At 72.6% G+C, this 16683-nt stretch carries 15 protein-coding genes; 8 read left to right on the top strand and 7 right to left on the bottom strand.

Features of this window, described 5'->3' with window-relative positions:
• Position 1: 1 nt before the first annotated feature.
• Positions 2-295, bottom strand: a complete 294-nt coding sequence (locus OG990_RS34895) for a DUF6412 domain-containing protein (RefSeq protein ID WP_355608605.1) — start codon at positions 293-295, stop codon at positions 2-4.
• Positions 296-507: 212 nt separating this feature from the next.
• Between OG990_RS34895 and OG990_RS34890 the strand changes: the two genes are divergently transcribed.
• The 3 genes from OG990_RS34890 (at position 508) to OG990_RS34880 (ending at position 4100) form a co-directional block, all read left to right on the top strand.
• A complete protein-coding gene (locus OG990_RS34890) occupies positions 508-1644 on the top strand; it encodes a glutamate--cysteine ligase (RefSeq protein ID WP_386987261.1) in 1137 nt (378 codons plus the stop codon).
• A 23-nt stretch (positions 1645-1667) separates the two neighbouring features.
• The gene (locus tag OG990_RS34885; protein ID WP_386987264.1) at positions 1668-3047 is read left to right on the top strand and encodes an FAD-dependent oxidoreductase; all 1380 of its coding nucleotides are present in this window, start codon (positions 1668-1670) and stop codon (positions 3045-3047) included.
• A 72-nt stretch (positions 3048-3119) separates the two neighbouring features.
• Entirely contained in the window at positions 3120-4100 is a 981-nt protein-coding gene (locus OG990_RS34880; RefSeq protein ID WP_355608725.1) for a LacI family DNA-binding transcriptional regulator, read from the top strand.
• Positions 4101-4202: 102 nt separating this feature from the next.
• On the opposite strand, the gene OG990_RS34875 is transcribed toward OG990_RS34880, so the two are convergent.
• Both OG990_RS34875 and OG990_RS34870 read right to left on the bottom strand, forming a co-directional pair.
• Positions 4203-5150: a carbohydrate kinase gene (locus OG990_RS34875; RefSeq protein ID WP_406078416.1), complete on the bottom strand. Its 948-nt coding sequence runs from the start codon at positions 5148-5150 to the stop codon at positions 4203-4205.
• On the bottom strand, positions 5147-6412 hold the full coding sequence (locus OG990_RS34870; protein WP_406078415.1) for an AGE family epimerase/isomerase: 1266 nt from the start codon (positions 6410-6412) through the stop codon (positions 5147-5149). The genes OG990_RS34875 and OG990_RS34870 overlap by 4 nt, the downstream gene beginning before the upstream one ends.
• Positions 6413-6688: 276 nt before the next feature.
• On the opposite strand from OG990_RS34870, the gene OG990_RS34865 reads away from it, so the two are divergent.
• Entirely contained in the window at positions 6689-7555 is an 867-nt protein-coding gene (locus tag OG990_RS34865) for an aminoglycoside phosphotransferase family protein (protein ID WP_406078414.1), read from the top strand.
• A 175-nt stretch (positions 7556-7730) separates the two neighbouring features.
• Here OG990_RS34865 and OG990_RS34860 read toward each other — a convergent pair whose 3' ends face one another.
• The gene (locus OG990_RS34860) at positions 7731-8540 is read right to left on the bottom strand and encodes an Fpg/Nei family DNA glycosylase (protein WP_406078413.1); all 810 of its coding nucleotides are present in this window, start codon (positions 8538-8540) and stop codon (positions 7731-7733) included.
• A gap of 180 nt (positions 8541-8720) precedes the next feature.
• On the opposite strand from OG990_RS34860, the gene OG990_RS34855 reads away from it, so the two are divergent.
• From OG990_RS34855 to rocD, 4 genes are all read left to right on the top strand, one after another.
• A complete protein-coding gene (locus OG990_RS34855) occupies positions 8721-10646 on the top strand; it encodes a ricin-type beta-trefoil lectin domain protein (RefSeq protein WP_406078412.1) in 1926 nt (641 codons plus the stop codon).
• A gap of 110 nt (positions 10647-10756) precedes the next feature.
• Positions 10757-11485 carry a DMT family transporter gene (locus OG990_RS34850; RefSeq protein WP_328419944.1) on the top strand — a complete coding sequence of 243 codons (729 nt, stop codon included), beginning with the start codon at positions 10757-10759 and terminating at the stop codon, positions 11483-11485.
• Between the two features lie 350 nt (positions 11486-11835).
• Positions 11836-12651 carry a dimethylargininase gene (ddaH, locus tag OG990_RS34845; protein ID WP_355608722.1) on the top strand — a complete coding sequence of 272 codons (816 nt, stop codon included), beginning with the start codon at positions 11836-11838 and terminating at the stop codon, positions 12649-12651.
• Between the two features lie 11 nt (positions 12652-12662).
• Positions 12663-13865: an ornithine--oxo-acid transaminase gene (gene rocD / locus OG990_RS34840; RefSeq protein WP_386988466.1), complete on the top strand. Its 1203-nt coding sequence runs from the start codon at positions 12663-12665 to the stop codon at positions 13863-13865.
• A 56-nt stretch (positions 13866-13921) separates the two neighbouring features.
• Here rocD and OG990_RS34835 read toward each other — a convergent pair whose 3' ends face one another.
• The 3 genes from OG990_RS34835 to OG990_RS34825 all read right to left on the bottom strand — a co-directional run bounded on the left by OG990_RS34835 (position 13922) and on the right by OG990_RS34825 (position 16562).
• Entirely contained in the window at positions 13922-15076 is a 1155-nt protein-coding gene (locus OG990_RS34835) for an FHA domain-containing protein (RefSeq protein WP_406078411.1), read from the bottom strand.
• Positions 15073-15366 (bottom strand): 4a-hydroxytetrahydrobiopterin dehydratase, encoded by a 294-nt coding sequence (locus OG990_RS34830; RefSeq protein WP_355608580.1) that lies wholly within the window; start codon positions 15364-15366, stop codon positions 15073-15075. Before OG990_RS34830 ends, OG990_RS34835 begins: the two co-directional genes overlap by 4 nt.
• Before the next feature lie 143 nt (positions 15367-15509).
• Positions 15510-16562 carry a fatty acid desaturase family protein gene (locus OG990_RS34825; protein WP_406078410.1) on the bottom strand — a complete coding sequence of 351 codons (1053 nt, stop codon included), beginning with the start codon at positions 16560-16562 and terminating at the stop codon, positions 15510-15512.
• Between the last annotated feature and the right edge of the window lie 121 nt (positions 16563-16683).

Here is a 16683-nt window from a genome sequence, read left to right as displayed (position 1 = left end):
GCTACGCGGCCGAGGGGTGACCGGGTGCGCGGGGGCGGGGCCGACCGGCGGCGTCGGGGTCGACCTGTCGGGGCACCTGGCGACCACGGGAGCGGGCGCGCAGCCCGACCCAGCGTCGCCCGGTGCCCGGCGGGCTCATGCGGCCCAGCACCCGCGCCGCGAGCAGCGCGGCCAGCAGTGCCAGGGTGGTCAACGCGGCACCGGCGAGCAGGTCAGTCGGGCGGTCCGCAAGCAGGGTGACCTGGGCGAACGCGGACATCCACGCGACCCAGACGAACCCCAGCGGCACCGGCACGGGATCAGCCTAGGACCCGGTGTCACGTCGGCGGGCCGGATCGCGGGCCCGGTGTGCGGCCGAGGCGCGTACCCGAATCCAGCGGCCGGCCGACACGCCAGGTGCGACGTGCGACGCGCCGCCACCACGTTTCCCGGCATCGCCACTGTGGGTAACCAAACGACCGACCGACGCGGACGGACCGCGACCGGCAGGAACGGACGGTGGTGTCGATGACCGGCCAGTTGGCGGAGATGCCGCACGAGACGACCGCGGGGACCGAACTGCTGACCGTGGGTGTCGAGGAGGAGTTCCTGCTCGTCGACCCGCACACCGGGGCCGCGGTGCCCGCCGTCGACCTCGTCCTGGAGCAGGTGCCGGCGGAGCTGCGCGGGCAGGTGGAGCGGGAGTTCCAGACCAGCCAGATCGAGATCGGCAGCCCGCCCGGCCTGGAACTCTCGTCGATCCGGCACTCCCTCGGCGTGCTGCGCCAGGCGCTCGCCGACGCCGCCGAGCGGGCCGGCGTACGGCTGCTGGCCATCGGCACCGGCCCGGTGGACGGCCCGGTGCCGCCGGTGGTGGACAAGCCCCGCTTCGACCGCATGATCGAACGGTTCCGGTTGCTCGTCCCCGGCCCCGGCAACAACGGCATGCACGTACACGTCGGCATCCCCGACCCGGAGACCGGCGTGCAGGTGCTCAACCACGTCCGCCCCTGGCTGCCGATGCTGCACGCGGTCACCACCAACTCCCCATTCGCCCGGGGCGAGGACACCGGCTACGCCAGCTGGCGCTCGGTGGAGTGGGAGCGCTGGCCGTCGGTGGCGCCGACGCCGTGGCTGGAGTCGCACGAGCACTACCAGCGGCTGATCCGCCAGTTGATCTCCAGCGGGTTGATGCTCGACGAGGGGATGCTCTACTGGTACGCCCGACTGTCGGCGAAGTACCCGACCGTCGAGCTGCGGATCGGCGACGTCTGCCCGTCCGTCGACGACGCGGTGCTGGTCGCCGCGCTGGTCCGGGCCCTGGTGGCCACCGCCATGGCGGACGTCGAGGCCGACCGGCCGGCGCTGCAGACCGACCACCACCTGCTGGTCGGCGCGCACTGGCGGGCCGCCCACGACGGCCTGGAGGGCGAGGGCGTCGACGTCACCACCGGCGAGCTGCGCCCCGCCTGGGAGCTGCTGGACCAGTTCGTGGAACGGATGCGACCCGCGCTGGAGCAGCACGACGACTGGGCCGAGGTGACCGACCTGCTGGGCGGGCTGCGCCGGCACGGCAGCGGCGCGGCGCGGCAGCGCGCGGTTTTCGCCCGCGCCGGGCGGCTCACCGACGTCGTGCAGGACGTGGCGCGACAGACCCGCGGCTGATCACCGCGTGACAGGATGGTTCCGTGGCGCAAAGACTGATCGTCATCGGTGGGGACGCCGCCGGAATGTCGGCGGCGTCCCAGGCCCGACGCCGCCGTGGCCGCGAGGACTTGGAGATCGTGGTCTTCGAGCGGGGGCACTTCACGTCCTACTCGGCATGCGGCATTCCGTACTGGATCAGTGGCCTGGTGCCCGACCCTGAGCAGCTGATCGCCCGGGACCCGCAGACGTTCCGCACCGAGTTCGCCATCGACGTGCGGATACGCCACGAGGTGGTCGCCATCGACCTGGAGCGCCGCGAGGTGGTCGCCCGGGACCTGGAGCAAGGCGACGAGGTCCGCGAGCGCTTCGACGAACTGCTGTACGCCGCCGGCGCGGTGCCGGTGAAGCCGCCGTGGGCGGAGACGGACGTGGCCGGCGTGTTCGGCATGCAGACCCTCGACGACGGAGCGGAGCTGCGCGACTGGCTGGACGGCGAGCCGCAGCCGCACCGGGCGGTAGTGATCGGCGGCGGGTACATCGGCGTCGAGATGGCCGAAGCGCTGATCCAGCGCGGCCTCTCCGTCACCCTGGTCGAGCGGGGCGACCAGCCCATGTCGACGGTGGACGGCGACATGGCCGAGCTGGTCGCCGACGCGATGCGCGGCCTGGGCGTCACGATCCGCACCGGCCTGTCCGTGAACGGCCTGGAGCAGCGGGACGGCCGGGTGTCCGCGGTGGTCACCGCCGAGGGGTCGATCCCGACCGACGTCGTGGTCCTGGGTCTGGGCGTACGCCCCAACACCGCGCTCGCCGAGGCGGCCGGGCTGCCGATGGGGCCGACCGGCGGGATCCGGGTGGATCGCAGGATGCGGGTGGTCGGGCTGCCCGGGGTCTGGGCCGCCGGCGACTGCGTGGAGACACTGCACCGGGTCAGCGGGATGCAGGTGCACGTGCCGCTGGGCACGCACGCCAACAAGCAGGGCCGGGTGGCCGGGATCAACATCGGCGGCGGGTACGCCACCTTCATGGGCGTGATCGGCACGGCGGTCACCAAGGTCTGCGATCTGGAGGTGGGCCGGACGGGGCTGCGGGAGCGGGACGCCACCGAGGCCGGCTTCGACTTCGTCTCGGTCATCGCCGAGTCGACCAACCGGGCCGGCTACTACCCCGGTGCCCGGCCGATGACCGTCAAGCTGATCGCCGAGCGACCCAGCGGGCGGCTGCTCGGCGCGCAGATCGTCGGCTGGTCCGAGGCGGCAAAACGGATCGACACGCTGGCCGTGGCGCTGTGGAACGGCATGACGGTGGACGATATGACGGCGCTCGACCTGGGCTACGCTCCGCCGTACGCGCCGGTATGGGACCCGGTGCTGATCGCCGCCCGAAAAGCGGTCGACGTGCTGGCCGCCGCCAGCCGCTGACCCGCGTCCGCCGTGGAGGACCATCCCGTGACCCAGACCCCGATCCGACCGGCCGCGCGCCGCCGCCCGACGATGGTCGACGTGGCCCGACGCGCCGGGGTCAGCCTGAAGACGGTCTCTCGCGTGGTCAACGACGAGCCGGTGGGTCAGGAGTTGGTCGCCCGGGTGCTGGCCGCCATCACCGAGCTGGGGTTCCGGCGCAACGACATCGCCCGCAACCTGCGCTCCCGGCAGCTCAACGCCACCGTCGGTCTGCTCATCGAGGAGATCGCGAACCCGTTTTACGCCACCATCGCCAGCGTCGCCGCCGACATCGCGGCCGAGCACGGCACCATGCTGATCACCGCCTCCTCCGAGGAGGATCCGGAGCGGGAACGCGCCCTGCTCCAGGACTTCACCCAGCGCCGCGTCGACGGGCTGCTGGTGGTGCCGGCCGGCCTGGACCACTCGTTCCTGCGCCGCGAGGTCGAGCTGGGCATGCCGGTGGTCTTCCTGGACCGGCCGCCGCAGGGGCTGCTCGCGGACGCCGTACTGCTGGACAACCAGGGTGGCAGCCGGGCCGGGGTCGGCGCACTGCTGGACGAGGGGCACCGACGGGTGGGTGTCCTGCTCGGTGCTCCTACCGTGCCCACCATTCGCGAGCGGCTGGCCGGCGTGCGGGCGGCGCTGGCCGCCGCCGGGATCGAGCCCGACGAGTCCTTGGTCCGCGACCGGCTCATCGCACCGGAGGAAGCCGGGCGGGCCGTCGCCGAGTTGCTCGACCTGCCGGACCCGCCCACCGCCTTCTTCTGCGGCAACAACCGACTCACCGTCGGTGCACTGCAGGAGTTGCACCGGCGAGGCAGCGACGCCGCACTGGCCGGTTTCGACGACTTCGAGCTGGCCCACCTGATGCCCCGGCCGCTGACCGTCGTCGGGTACGACACCCGGGAGCTTGCCCGGGTCGCCACCGAGCGGCTGTTCCAGCGAATCGCCGGCGACAACTCGCCACCGTCAACCACGGTGCTCCCCACCCGGCTGCTGCGCCGCGGCCTGCCCCCGCCGACCGCCTGAGGCGCAGCCCCCTCTCCAGCGTCGATCATGGAGTTGTGGTGCCTCGCGTATGCCGCGAAGTGCGGTCAAACGCCCACCACAACTCCATGATCGACCCCACAGTCAGGCGCGGAGCAGGGAGTCGAGCTCGGCGCGGCGGGGTGGGTCCGCACCCCGGCGGCCGCAGGTGAGCGCGGCTACTGTTGCGGCTTGGCGGAGCACTGCGGCCCACTGCTCCGCGGTCACCGCGGCGAGCCGGTCGGCCGGCCGGTCACCGAGCGCGTCGAGGTCGGCCAGCGCGGCCAGCAGGCCGCCGGTGAACGCGTCGCCGGCGCCGACGGTGTCGACCACCGTGGTGGGCACCGCCGGCTCCTCGTGCATCGACCCGTCCGGGGCAAGCAGCCAGGCACCGTCCCCGCCCCGGGTCACCACTGCGCAGCACACCCCGGCCGCACGCCACCCGGCCATCACGTCGGACACCGTCCGGTCCGGGTAGAGCCAGGCCAGGTCCTCGTCGCTGGCCTTGACCAGGTGCGCGAGGCTCACCTGCCGTTCCACCCTCGCCTGCTCCGCCGCCCGGTCGGTGACGATGCCCGGACGCAGGTTGAGGTCGATCGAGACGGTGAGCCCGTCCCGGCGGCGTTCGCGGGCGAGCAGGTCCTCCAGCACCTGCGCGCCGGGCGCCAGCGCGAGCGCGAGCGACCCGGTGTGCAGGGCGGTCGCCGACGTCCCGGCCAGTTCGGGCAGCTCCTGCGGCGTCCACTGCCAGTCCGCCGTGCCGATCAACCGGAACTCGTAGCTGGCCTGCCCGGTGGCGTCCAGGGTGGCCAGCGCCACCGAGGTGGGCTGCTCGGCGCGGACCGCCCACCCCAGGTCCACCCGGTTGGCGGTCAGGTGTTCGGTGAGCTGCTTGCCGTACCCGTCGGCGCCGAGCCGGGCCAGCAGCCGCACCGGCTGGTCGAGTCGGGCCAGAGTGACCGCCACGTTCGCCGGAGAGCCGCCCGGCACCGCCCGCTCGCCCTCGGCGGAGACCACCAGGTCGATCAGGGCCTCGCCGGCCACCACGATCACGCGGGCACCTCGCCCGGGGCGAGCGGGCCGGGGCCGCCGAGCCCGTCGGCCGAGCGGGACAGCAGAACCGCCTGGTAGGCGTGGTAGACGTCCGGCCGGCCGTGCCAGACCGTGCTGGCGGGCCGGTTCTGCGGATCCAGCTCGTGCCGCCACCCACTGTCGTCGATCAGGTAGCGGCGCGCGTATCCCCAGAACACCCGGTACCAGTCGGCGTAGACCGCGTCCCCGGTGCGCCGGTGCAGGGTGATCGCCGCCCCGATCGCCTCGGCCACCACCCAGTGCATCCGGGAGCGGACCACCGGCCGGTCGTCCCAGTCGATCGTGTAGACGAAGCCGTCGGCGCCGTCGATCGCCCAACCACGTCGCACGGCGGCGGCGAACAGGGCGCGGGCGTCGGTGAGCAGCCAACTCGGCGGCTGCGGCAGGACCGCCTCCAGCTCCAGCAGCAGCCGGGCCCACTCCAGCCAGTGCCCCATGGTGGAGCCGTACGGCCGGAACGGGTCGGCGGGCCGGTCCCGGTTGTAGTCGGGTAGCGGCGCCCAGTCGGCGGTGAAGTGCTCGGGCAGCCGCCAGTCGTGCCGGGCGCCCTCCCCGTGCACCAGGTGGGTGCCGATCCGCAGGGCCCGGTCGGTCCAGCTCGGGTCGCCGGTGGCGGCGGCCGCGCCGAGGAACGCCTCGACCATGTGCATGCTGCTGTTCGCGCCCCGGTAATCCTCGGTGACCGTCCAGTCCCGGTTCCAGGACTCGCGGACCGCTCCGGCCTCGTCGTCCCAGAACCGGTCCCGCACCACGGTCAGCGCGTCGGCGAGCAGCCGGTCCGCGCCGGGCCGTCCGGCGCGCGCCGCGCCGGACGCGGCAAGCAGCACGAACGCGTGGTCGTAGCCGGCCTTGCGCTCGTTGGTCGGCGACCCCTGCTGGTCTACGGCGCTGAACCAGCCGCCGTACCGGTCGTCGCGCAGCAGTGTGCTGAGCGCGGCGACTCCGTGGTCGACCAGGGCGGCGGCGTCCGGGTCGCCGTTGCGGTAGGCGATGGCCGACACGTGGGTCATCCGGCAGGTGATCCAGGTGTGCAGCGGCTCGGTGGGGTCCGGAGTGCGGTCGTCGGTCAACCACCAGAAGCCGCCCTCGGGCCGGACCGCGCGGCGGACCGTGTCGAGCAGGGTGCGGGTCTGGTCGGCGAGGAACTCTTCGAGGTCGGGCAGTTCGGGCGCCCCGGCCGGGGCGAGGGTCAGTTCGGCGTCAGATCGGGGCACGTCGGTCATCTCAGCTGGTCACCGTCGGGTAGGAAAGGGACATACGGTCAGGATCGGCGGGCGGACCGGGTCCGCGCCGGAAAACCGCCAACGGGACGCCGCGAGCCGGCCGGCCGCGCTACGGGAAGGATCATGAGTACGATTCCTCCCATTTGCCCGTTGACATCGTTGTCTCGACTCCCACCCTGCTCCGGCACCCGTCGGCTGTCAATTCCCTGCCACATCACATCGGCAGCGCGACGACCCGGGTCAGCCGCGCGGCCGCGGATGCTCCACGATGGCCGGATGGAGCTGCCCGAGGGGCTCGACTGGGTACGCGGATCACCCGCCGGCCGGGACTGGCTAACCGCGCTCCCCGGCCGGCTGGCGGAGTGCGCCGAACGGTGGTCGCTGCGACTCGGGCCACCCTTCCGGTACGCCTTCGCCTCGCTGGCGCTCCCCGCCGACCTGCCCGACGGCACGGCGGCCGTGCTGAAGCTCCAGTACCCGGACGGGGAGAGCCGGCACGAGGCCGACGCGCTGGCTCGGTGGGACGGCGACGGGGCGATCCGGCTGCTCGACCACGACCCGCAGCGGCGGGCGCTGCTGGTGGAGCGCTGCCGGCCCGGGACGGCACTGCACGAGTTGCCCATGGACCGGGCGCTGGACGTGCTGACCGGGCTGCTGCCCCGGCTGTGGCGCCCGGCCGGCACGCCGTTCATCCCACTGGCCGAGGAGGCCGCCGGCTGGATCGACCGGATGCCCCAAGCCTGGGAACGGGCCGGCCGGCCGTACGAGCGGCGGCTGCTCGACGCCTCGCTCGCCCTGCTCGCCGGGCTGGCATCGAGCCAGGGCGAGCAGGTGCTGGTCAACCAGGACCTGCACGCCGGCAACGTGCTCGCCGCCGACCGGGAACCGTGGCTGGTGATCGACCCGAAGCCGCTGACCGGCGAGCGGGAGTTCTCGGTGGTGCCGATGGTGCGCGGCCGGGAGTTGGGCCACTCGCCGGCCGCCGTCCGGCACCGGCTGGACCGGCTCAGCGCCGAGTTGGGGCTGGACCGGGAGCGGGTCCGAGGCTGGACCATCGGGCACACGCTGGCCTGGAGCATCGACGGGGACGCGGTGCTCGCGCACCAGCTCGAGGTGGTCCGCTGGCTGCTCGACGAGCAGTGACCGCCCACCGCCCTGTCGAGCTGCCCCATATCTGGTTGTCGAGCTGCACCCCGGTTGTCGAGCCGCCCCACGGTTGTCGAGCCGCACGCGATTGTCGAGCCGCACGCGATTGCGAGCCGCCCCATATCTGGGGCAGCTCGACAGGGCATCGGAGCAGCGTCCGGCACCGGGCCGATCAGGCGGCCTGGCAGATGCGGCACCAGTAGAGGTTGCGGCCGGCCAGCTCGCCCCGACTCACCTCGCCGCCGCAGACGTGGCAGGGCGCGCCGGGGCGGCGGTAGACGTACACCTCGCCGCCGTGCCGGTCCACCCGGGGCGGCCGGCCCATCGCCGCCGGCAGGTGCGCGTCACGCACGGTGTCGATCCGGCCGTGCTCGACCGCGAGCCGCATCAGCCCGACCAGGTCGGCCCAGAGCGCGTCCCAACCGGCCCGGGTCAGCCGCCGCCCGGGCAGCGTCGGCGGCAGCCCGGCCCGGAACAGCGCCTCGGTCACGAAGATCAGCCCGGTGCCGGCCACCACCGACTGGTCCAGCAGCAGCGCGGTCAGCGGCGTCGGGCTTCGCGAGATCCGGGCGTACGCCCGCTCCGGGTCGGCATCGGTGCGCAGCGGATCCGGCCCGAGGCGGCCACGCAGTGCGGCCACCTCGGGCGGGGTGAGCAGCTCGCAGGCGGTCGGCCCGCGCAGGTCCAGCCAGTGCCGGTCACTGGCCAGCCGCAGCCGAATTTGACCGACCGGCTCCGGCGGCTCCCCCGGCCCGTCAGTGAACTTTCCGTACAGCCCGAGGTGCACGTGCAGGGTCAGCTCGCCGGCGTAGTGGTGCAGCAGGTGCTTGCCGTACGCCTCGGTGCCGTCCAGCACCGTGCCGGAGAGCAGGGCGGCGCCCTCGGTGAAACGGCCCTGCGGGCTGGCGGCGTGCAGCTTGTCCCCGGCGAACAGCTCGGCGTGCCGAGCCGCCAGGCGATGAATCGTGTGTCCCTCTGGCACGGGTGCCAAGGATAGTCAGCAGCGACCTCAGAGGGCTGGGCCCCGGTCCACGCAGCCGGTGAGCAACTCCAAGGAATCCATTGACTTCTATTACTAAGGAATATTAACTGTAGGCAACGGATGCCGGACAGGTCGGGGCAATCCGTGACATCCATCTGCCGCGCGAGAGGAAGCCGTCAAATGGCCGCCATCCCCGTACCCCCGCCACCGGGCCAGCGCCGACGGTCCCGACGCCGAACGACCGCGGCGAGCCTGCTCGCGCTCTGCACCGCCGCGGCCGTCGCCACGGTCGCCCTGCCCGCCCCGGCGTCCGCCGCCGGCGAGCCGGTGAGCATCTGGCTGACCACCACCTCGGACTCCGGTGGCCGCCAGGTCAGCCGGGGCCTCCAACCACAGGCACCGGTCACCTTCGCCGCCACCAGCGGCGGCGCGACGCACACCATCACGGTCGACGAGAACACCCGCTACCAGCAGTTCGAGGGCGGTGGCGCGTCGATCACCGACACCACTGCGTACCTGTTCCGAGGCGGTCCGATCAGCGCTGCCACCCGCGACGCCGTGATTAGCAAGCTCTTCTCCCCAACCGACGGCATCGGGCTCTCCTTCGTCCGCAACCCGATCGGCGCCTCAGACCTCTCCCGCCCCGGCAACGTCTCGCTCGACGACACCTGCTGCAACCTGAACGACTTCCACGCCAACGGCTACGACACCAACGTCCGGCTGCTCACCGCGCAGGCCCGGTCGCTCAACCCGGCGCTGCGGGTGATGGGCGTGCCGTGGAGCGCCCCGGGCTGGATGAAGGACAACGGCCGGATGGACCAGATGGGCTGGCTCAAGTCCGAGTACTACCCGATGTACGCCCAGTACCTGGTCAAGTACGTGCAGATGTACCAGGCCGCCGGCGTACCGGTGAACTACCTCTCGGTGCAGAACGAGCCGAACTGCTGCCAGGCCGGCAACCCGACGGCGATGAACTACCCGGGCATGAGCTGGAACGGGTCCGGGCTGGTGGAGCTCACCAAGAACCACCTGTACCCGGCGCTGCGCGCCGCCGGCCTCACCACCAAGGTGCTCGTGCACGACTGGAACTACGGCGACTATCCGAACTTCGGCGCGGTGCTGCTGGCCGACGCCGCCGTCCGCAGCGACCCGCTCTTCGGCGGCATCGCCTGGCACGGCTACTTCGGTGACCCGGCGGTCGGCACCCAGGTGCGTAACCAGTACCCGGCAGTACGCCAGTTCAGCACCGAACACTCCGGTGGCACCTGGATCGGCAACCAGCACAACGAGGACCTGGCCGACATCGTCAACTACGCCCGCAACTACAGCGGCAGCCTGGTCAAGTGGAGCCTCGCCCTCAACCAGTCGATGGGCCCGCACAACGGCGGCTGTGACGTCTGCACCGGTCTGGTCACCGTGCAGGAGGGCGGCTCCCGGGCCGGCCAGGTCGACTACACGATCGAGTACTACACCACCGGGCACCTCACCAAGTTCGTCAAGCCCGGGGCGTACCGGATCGCCTCTACCGCCAACGGCTCGGTGCCGAACGTGGCGTACGTCAACCCGGACGGCTCCAAGGCGCTGATCGCCCACAACGGCGGCACCGGCACCCAGTCGGTCAAGGTGGCCTGGGGCGGGCAGTCCTTCACGTACTCGCTGCCGGCCCGGACCACGGCCACCTTCACCTGGTCGGGCAGTCAGTCCGGTGGGGGCGGCGGGGGCCGGACCGGCCCGATCGTCGGACTGGCCGGCAAGTGCCTCGACGTGGCCGCGGCCAGCAGCGCCGACGGCACGGCCGTCCAGCTGTACGACTGCAACGGCAGCGCCGCACAGCAGTGGACGCTCGGCACCGACGGCACCGTGCGGGCGCTGGGCAAGTGCCTGGACGTCCGGGACAACGCCACGGCCGACGGCAGCCGGGTGCAGATCTGGACCTGCACCGCCGCCGCGAACCAGCGCTGGACCGCGACGGCGGCCCGCGACCTGGTCAGCGTCAGCGCGAACAAGTGTCTGGACGTGGTGGGCAACACCTCGGCCAACGCCACCCCCACCCAGGTCTGGAGTTGCACCGGTGGCGCCAACCAGAAATGGACGGTGCCGGCCTGACCGCCGGTGCGATCGGGTGTCGAAAATCGAGCTTCTGGGTACCTCCGGTGACATACCGCGTGGGTGCCACCCGTTCCGTCGGCCACCACGCATTCATCAGGAGGTGTGTTGTGGTCAGGATTCCTTCGCTGTCCCGCCGGTCCGAGCCGGCACCGACGCGGGACGAGAACCTCGACGGCCGCATTGACGGCCGCGACACCCCGGTCGACAGCGGCCGGGAAAGCTCGGCGGTCACCGGCGTGGGCCGGTCGGACGACAGCCCCGGCCGCCCGGTGGTCACCGACCGGGCCGCCGACCAGACGACGTACCGCAGCGCCACCGCGACCGACGACCAGGCCGGCGACGCCGGCGAGGCTGAGCGGCGGGCGACCGAACGGGCCGCGGTGGCCCGCGCCGCCACCGCCCGTCCGGTGGAGGGCGAGACCCGGCGGCCTGACCCGGAGGACCGGGTCGCGACCGACCGGCCGGTCTCCCCGGCACCGGAGCGGACCGAGCCGCCGGTGACGCGCGGCCCGAAGCCGCGCGCCAGCCTGCTCGCCACGTTCGGCCTCATCGTCGCCGTCGCCGGTGCGCTCTTCGTGCTGACCGGCGCCCTGGCCGGGTACGGCATCGGGCTCGGCGCCCTCGGCGCGGTGCTCTCGGTGCTCGGCCTGTCCGCCACCCGCCGCCGGCACGTCGCCGGCAAGACCGACGCGCTGTTCGGCGTGCTGATCGGGCTGGCCGCGGTGGTGCTCGGGGTGCTGGCGATGACCGGCCAGTTCGACTGGCCGACCACCGACGGCGACTGGGTGCAGCGGTTCCGCGAGTGGCTCGACTCACAGTTTGTCGATCGTTTCTAGCGGGCACTGTTCCGCTCGCCGGTGGTGCACCGGCAAAGCCGGCGGTTCGCCGGCAGCCCGAACTCTCCGGTGGTTCATCGGCCGGGCGACACCCTTTCAGGGGCGGCGGTTCGCCGCCCCTGAAGTGTTTCCGGGGCCTGGTTCGCCAGGCCCCGAGGCGTTTCCACGGCCCCGCCGACCGCTCACGCAACGAATCGCAGCCGTCAACCGCTCAGACGCAACGAATGTTCGGTGTGCGCAACTCTCGGTGGTGGATCCTGCTGCTGGCGCCGCATAACGTTGAGCAACGGCGCCAGCCCGTGGGCCATGGTGGCCGGGCGCGCCCGACCCCTGGGAGCAGGACAATGACGATGGACGCCACCAGCCAGCGCCTGTTGATGTGCCGGCCGACGTACTTCGCCGTGGATTACGCGATCAACCCGTGGATGGACCCGAGCGCGCCGGTCGACGCCGCGCTGGCCGTCCAGCAGTGGGAGCGGCTGCGCCAGACGTACCTCGACCTGGGCCACACCGTCGAGGAGATCACTCCGGTGCAGGGCCTGCCCGACATGGTCTTCGCCGCCAACGGCGGCACCGTGATCGACGGCAAGGCGATGGCCGTGCAGTTCCGCGACCCGCAGCGCGCCGACGAGGCGCCGGCCTACCGGGCCTGGTTCGAGGCCGCCGGCTTCGAGATGTACGACCCGAAGCACGTCAACGAGGGCGAAGGCGACATCCTGCTGGCCGGCGACTACCTGCTGGCCGGCACCGGGTTCCGCACCGCGCACGCCTCGCACGCCCAGTTGCAGGAGGTCTTCGGCTACCCGGTGGTCACCATGCAGCTGGTCGACCCCCGCTTCTACCACCTGGACACGGCGCTGACCGTGCTCGACGAGCGGACCGTGGCGTACCTGCCCGAGGCGTTCTCGCCCGGCAGCCAGGCCGTGCTGCGTCGGCTCTTCCCCGACGCCGTGCACGCCACCATGGCCGACGCCGAGGTGCTGGGGCTGAACGCGGTCAGCGACGGGCGGCACGTGGTGTTGCCCGCGCAGGCCACCGACCTGGCCGCCAAGCTGCGCGACCGAGGCTACGAGACCATCGGTGTCGACCTGTCCGAGCTGCGTAAGGCCGGCGGCGGACCGAAGTGCTGCACGCTGCGACTCCGTCAGGGAAAGGCAAGCAAGTGATCGTGGACGACATGCTGCGGACGCCGGGAGCGGTCCGGGACGCCGAGCGCTGGACAGCGCACAACTACCACCCGCTGCCGGTGGTGATCTCGTCCGCGGAGGGTGCCTGGCTCACCGACGTGGACGGCCGGCGCTACCTCGACTGCCTTGCCGGCTACTCCGCCCTCAACTTCGGCCACCGGCATCCACAACTGATCGCCGCCGCACACGCGCAGCTGGACCGGTTGACGCTGACCAGCCGGGCGTTCATCCACGACCAGTTCGCCGACTTCTGCCGGGAGCTGGCCGAGCTGTGCGGCAAGGATCTGGTGCTGCCGATGAACACCGGCGCCGAGGCCGTGGAGACCGGGATCAAGGTGGCCCGCAAGTGGGGTTACCAGGTCAAGGGTGTGGCCGCCGGTCAGGCCAACATCGTGGTGGCCGAGGGCAACTTCCACGGCCGGACCACCACCATCGTGAGCTTCTCCACCGACGAGGACGCCCGCGCCGACTTCGGGCCGTACACCCCGGGCTTCACCGTGGTCCCGTACGGCGACCTGGACGCGCTGGCTGCCGCGATCGACGAGAACACCGTCGCCGTGCTGCTGGAGCCGATCCAGGGCGAGCAGGGCGTGGTGATGCCGCCGGAGGGCTACCTGCCGGGCGTACGCCAGGTCTGCACCGACCGCAACGTGCTCTTCATCGCGGACGAGATCCAGTCCGGCCTGGGCCGCACCGGCACCACCTTCGCCTGTGACCACGAGGGCGTCGTGCCGGACATGTACCTGCTGGGCAAGGCGCTCGGCGGCGGCATCGTGCCGGTTTCCGCCGTGGCCGCGAACGCCGACGTGCTCGGCGTGCTCAAGCCCGGCCAGCACGGCTCCACCTTCGGCGGCAACCCGCTGGCCTGCGCGGTGGCGATCGAGGTGGTCCGGCTGCTGGCAACCGGCGAGTTCCAGCGCCGCTCGGCCGAGCTGGGCGAACGGCTGCGGGCCGGCCTGGAGGGGCTGGTCGGCAAGGGCCTGGTCGGGGTGCGCGTCCGTGGTCTCTGGGCCGGTCTGGACATCGACCCGGCGCTGATGAGCGGACGGGAGGCGTGCGAGCGGCTCGCCCAGCGCGGTGTGCTCGCCAAGGACACCCACGGCTCTACCATCCGGCTCGCCCCGCCGCTGGTGATCACCGAGGAGGAGATCGACCTCGCGGTGGCTCAGCTCGCCGCCGTGCTGGCCAGCTGAACCGGAACGTACTTCGGGCGGGCGTCGGGACCACGGTCCCGGCGCCCGCCCGCACGTCAGGCGCGGGGTAGGCGCATCGCCATAGTGGGGGCCTCGGCCATCACCGAGGTCGGGGTGAACGGGGCGCCGGCGGGCAGCTCCTCGGCGCGGCCGACCTGCACCCCGGGGTAGAGCTCCACCATGTCGCCCTCGCCCAGCACCCGGGACTGCTGCGGGGCCAGGGGGATCCGGTCGGACTCGGCCATCGAGCCGGCCGGCCGGATGCCGGAGCCGTTGGTGCTGACGTCGGTCACGATGACCTCGCCGACCCGCAGCTCGAAGCGGACGTGCCCACGACTGATCCACCGCCGGGCCTCGTCGTTGAGCCACTGCCCGAGCATGATCCCGCCGTCCTGTTCGGGGGCCCGACCGGCCACCACCGGCTGCTCCTCGGTCAGCACGAACCGCCGCCGGACCAGGCCGCCGACGCGGACCGCGAGCACCTCGGAGCGTGGCCGGGGGCCGGAGTCACCGAGCCGTACGCCGTGCCGGGGGCAGGTCGGTACGCCGTTGCGCAGCGCGGGCGGCGGCTGACCGGCCGGGCTGCGTTCCACCACCCGGGCCAGGTCGGCGAACGCGCCGCCTCCGCCACCACTGCCGAAGAGCGCGCAGCCCGGCTCGGGGCAGCGCCACTGGCGGGCCAGCAGCTTCGCCCCGGTCGGCGAGCGCTTGCCGGCAACCGGCGTGTGCCCGCCACCGACGTGCGCGATGAACGCCGGGCCGCCGGCACCGGGCACCGGGGCGAGCACCCGTCCGGCCTGCTCGACCAGCCACGGGAACCGCCCGCGCAGCCCGTCGAAGCGGACCCGGCTGAGCACCGGAAGCCCGAGCAGGTCGGCGACCTCCAACATCCGGTCGCCCGGGTTGTCGAGCACCTCGACGAGCCCGTCGTCGGCCCAGCGGCGGACCACCATCCGCTCGTTGGAGGTGAGGTCGGCGTCGGAGAGCAGCGCCCGGTGCACCACGGCGTAGACCTGGACGCTGTCCTCCTCCAGCTCGCGGGAGAGCGCGTCGATGACCATGCCGAGCCGCAGCAGGCTGGCCGGCCGGCCGCCGTCGATGTCCTGGTAGCGGATCACCTCAGCCAGGTCGAGCACGGCCCGGGCCAGCGACGGGTCCGTGCAGACCCGGCCCTCGATGGCGTCCAGCACCTTGCTGATCTCAAACCTCATCGGGCGCTCCGAATGATCTCGTCGATCCGACGCGCCAGGTCGACGTCGCGGTGGGTGACCCCGCCGGCCGAGTGGGTGACGCAGCGGAAGGTCAGCGTGCGCCAGCGGATGTCGATGTCAGGGTGGTGGTCCAGCTCCTCGGCTGTCCCGGCCACCCGGTCGACCACCGCGATGGCCGCCGGGAAGCTGGTCAGCTCCACCGTGCGGCTGATCCCGGTGCCATCGCCCGACCAGCCCGTCAGCCCGCCCAGCTCGTCTCGCACCGCCTCCGCGGTGAGCAGGTCTGCCATGCGCCGACCCTACCGGGCACGGCGAGTGTCACCGACCAGCGGTGGCGGGGTGTCGGGGCGGACCCCACACGACGAAGCGGGGGCGGTGCCCTCCGGCACCGCCCCCACCAGGTACGTCCTCAGCCGCGCAGCGGCCGGCGTGCTCAGCCGCGCAGCGGCTGTCCGACGTCGTGCAGGTGGCCGAGCGCCTGCCGGTACGACTCGACCAGCCCGGTCTCGGTGTACGAGATGCCCTGCTCGTCGCAGTAGGCGCGGACGATCGGCTGCGCCCGGCGCAGGTTGGCCCGGGGCATGTTCGGGAACAGGTGGTGCTCGATCTGGTAGTTGAGCCCGCCCAGCGCGGTGTCCACCAGCCGGCTGCCCCGCACGTTGCGGGAGGTCAGCACCTGCTTACGCAGGAAGTCCAGCTCGTCCTCGGCGGTCGGCATCGGCATGCCCTTGTGGTTCGGCGCGAACGCGCAGCCCATGTAGAGGCCCCACAACGCCTGGTGCACAACAGCGAAGAGCAGTGCCTTCCCCGGCGACATGACCGCCAGCAGCAGCGCCACGTAGCCGGCGGTGTGCAGGACGAGCAGCCCCGCCTCGACGGCCCGGTGCCGCATCGGGGTGCTGTACCCGCCGTCCGATTCCCGGCCGACGATCGCCCGGATGCTCGCCACGTGCAGGTTCAGCCCCTCCAGCAGCAGCATCGGGAAGAAGAAGTACGCCTGCCGCTTGGCCATCCAGCGGCCGAACCCACGGGTCTCCAGCGCCTGCTCGGGCGTCCACACCAGGGCACCCGCGCCGACGTCCGGGTCCTCGTCCTCGTGGTTCGGGTTGGCGTGGTGCCGGTTGTGCTTGTCGACCCACCAGCCGTAGCTGATCCCCACTGCGACGTTGCCGGCGAGCAGCCCCACCAGTTCGCTGGGGCCGCGCCGACGGAACATCTGGCGGTGCCCGGCATCGTGGCCGAGGAACGCGACCTGGGTGGTGGCCACCGCCATCACGGCTGCGAGCGGCAGCTGCCACCAGGAGTCGCCGACCAGGAACACGGCGATCCAGCCGGCCACGAAGGCACCGAGCGTGATCACGATGCGGGCGACGTACGCGGCTGGGCGCCGCTCCAGCAGGCCTGCCTCGCTGATCCGTCGGGACAACTGTGCGTAGTCACTGCCTCGCCGACGTACCGGCGGTTCCGCCACCGCTCCGAGCGCCATTGGTGCTCCCGTCCCGCTCACGCCCGTGCCGGGGCGCCCGGGCTCATCTCGAGTCTCCCGGCATTGGTTGCGCTGAGTAACCCTGACAACCCCCGAATGGGGGGTAGGGCGAGCCCTACCC

This window comes from Micromonospora sp. NBC_00858 (assembly GCF_045207365.1).
Classification (GTDB): Bacteria; Actinomycetota; Actinomycetes; order Mycobacteriales; family Micromonosporaceae; genus Micromonospora.
The sequence above is the reverse complement of the archived record's forward strand: the minus strand, read 5'-3'. Positions and strand labels throughout refer to the sequence as shown.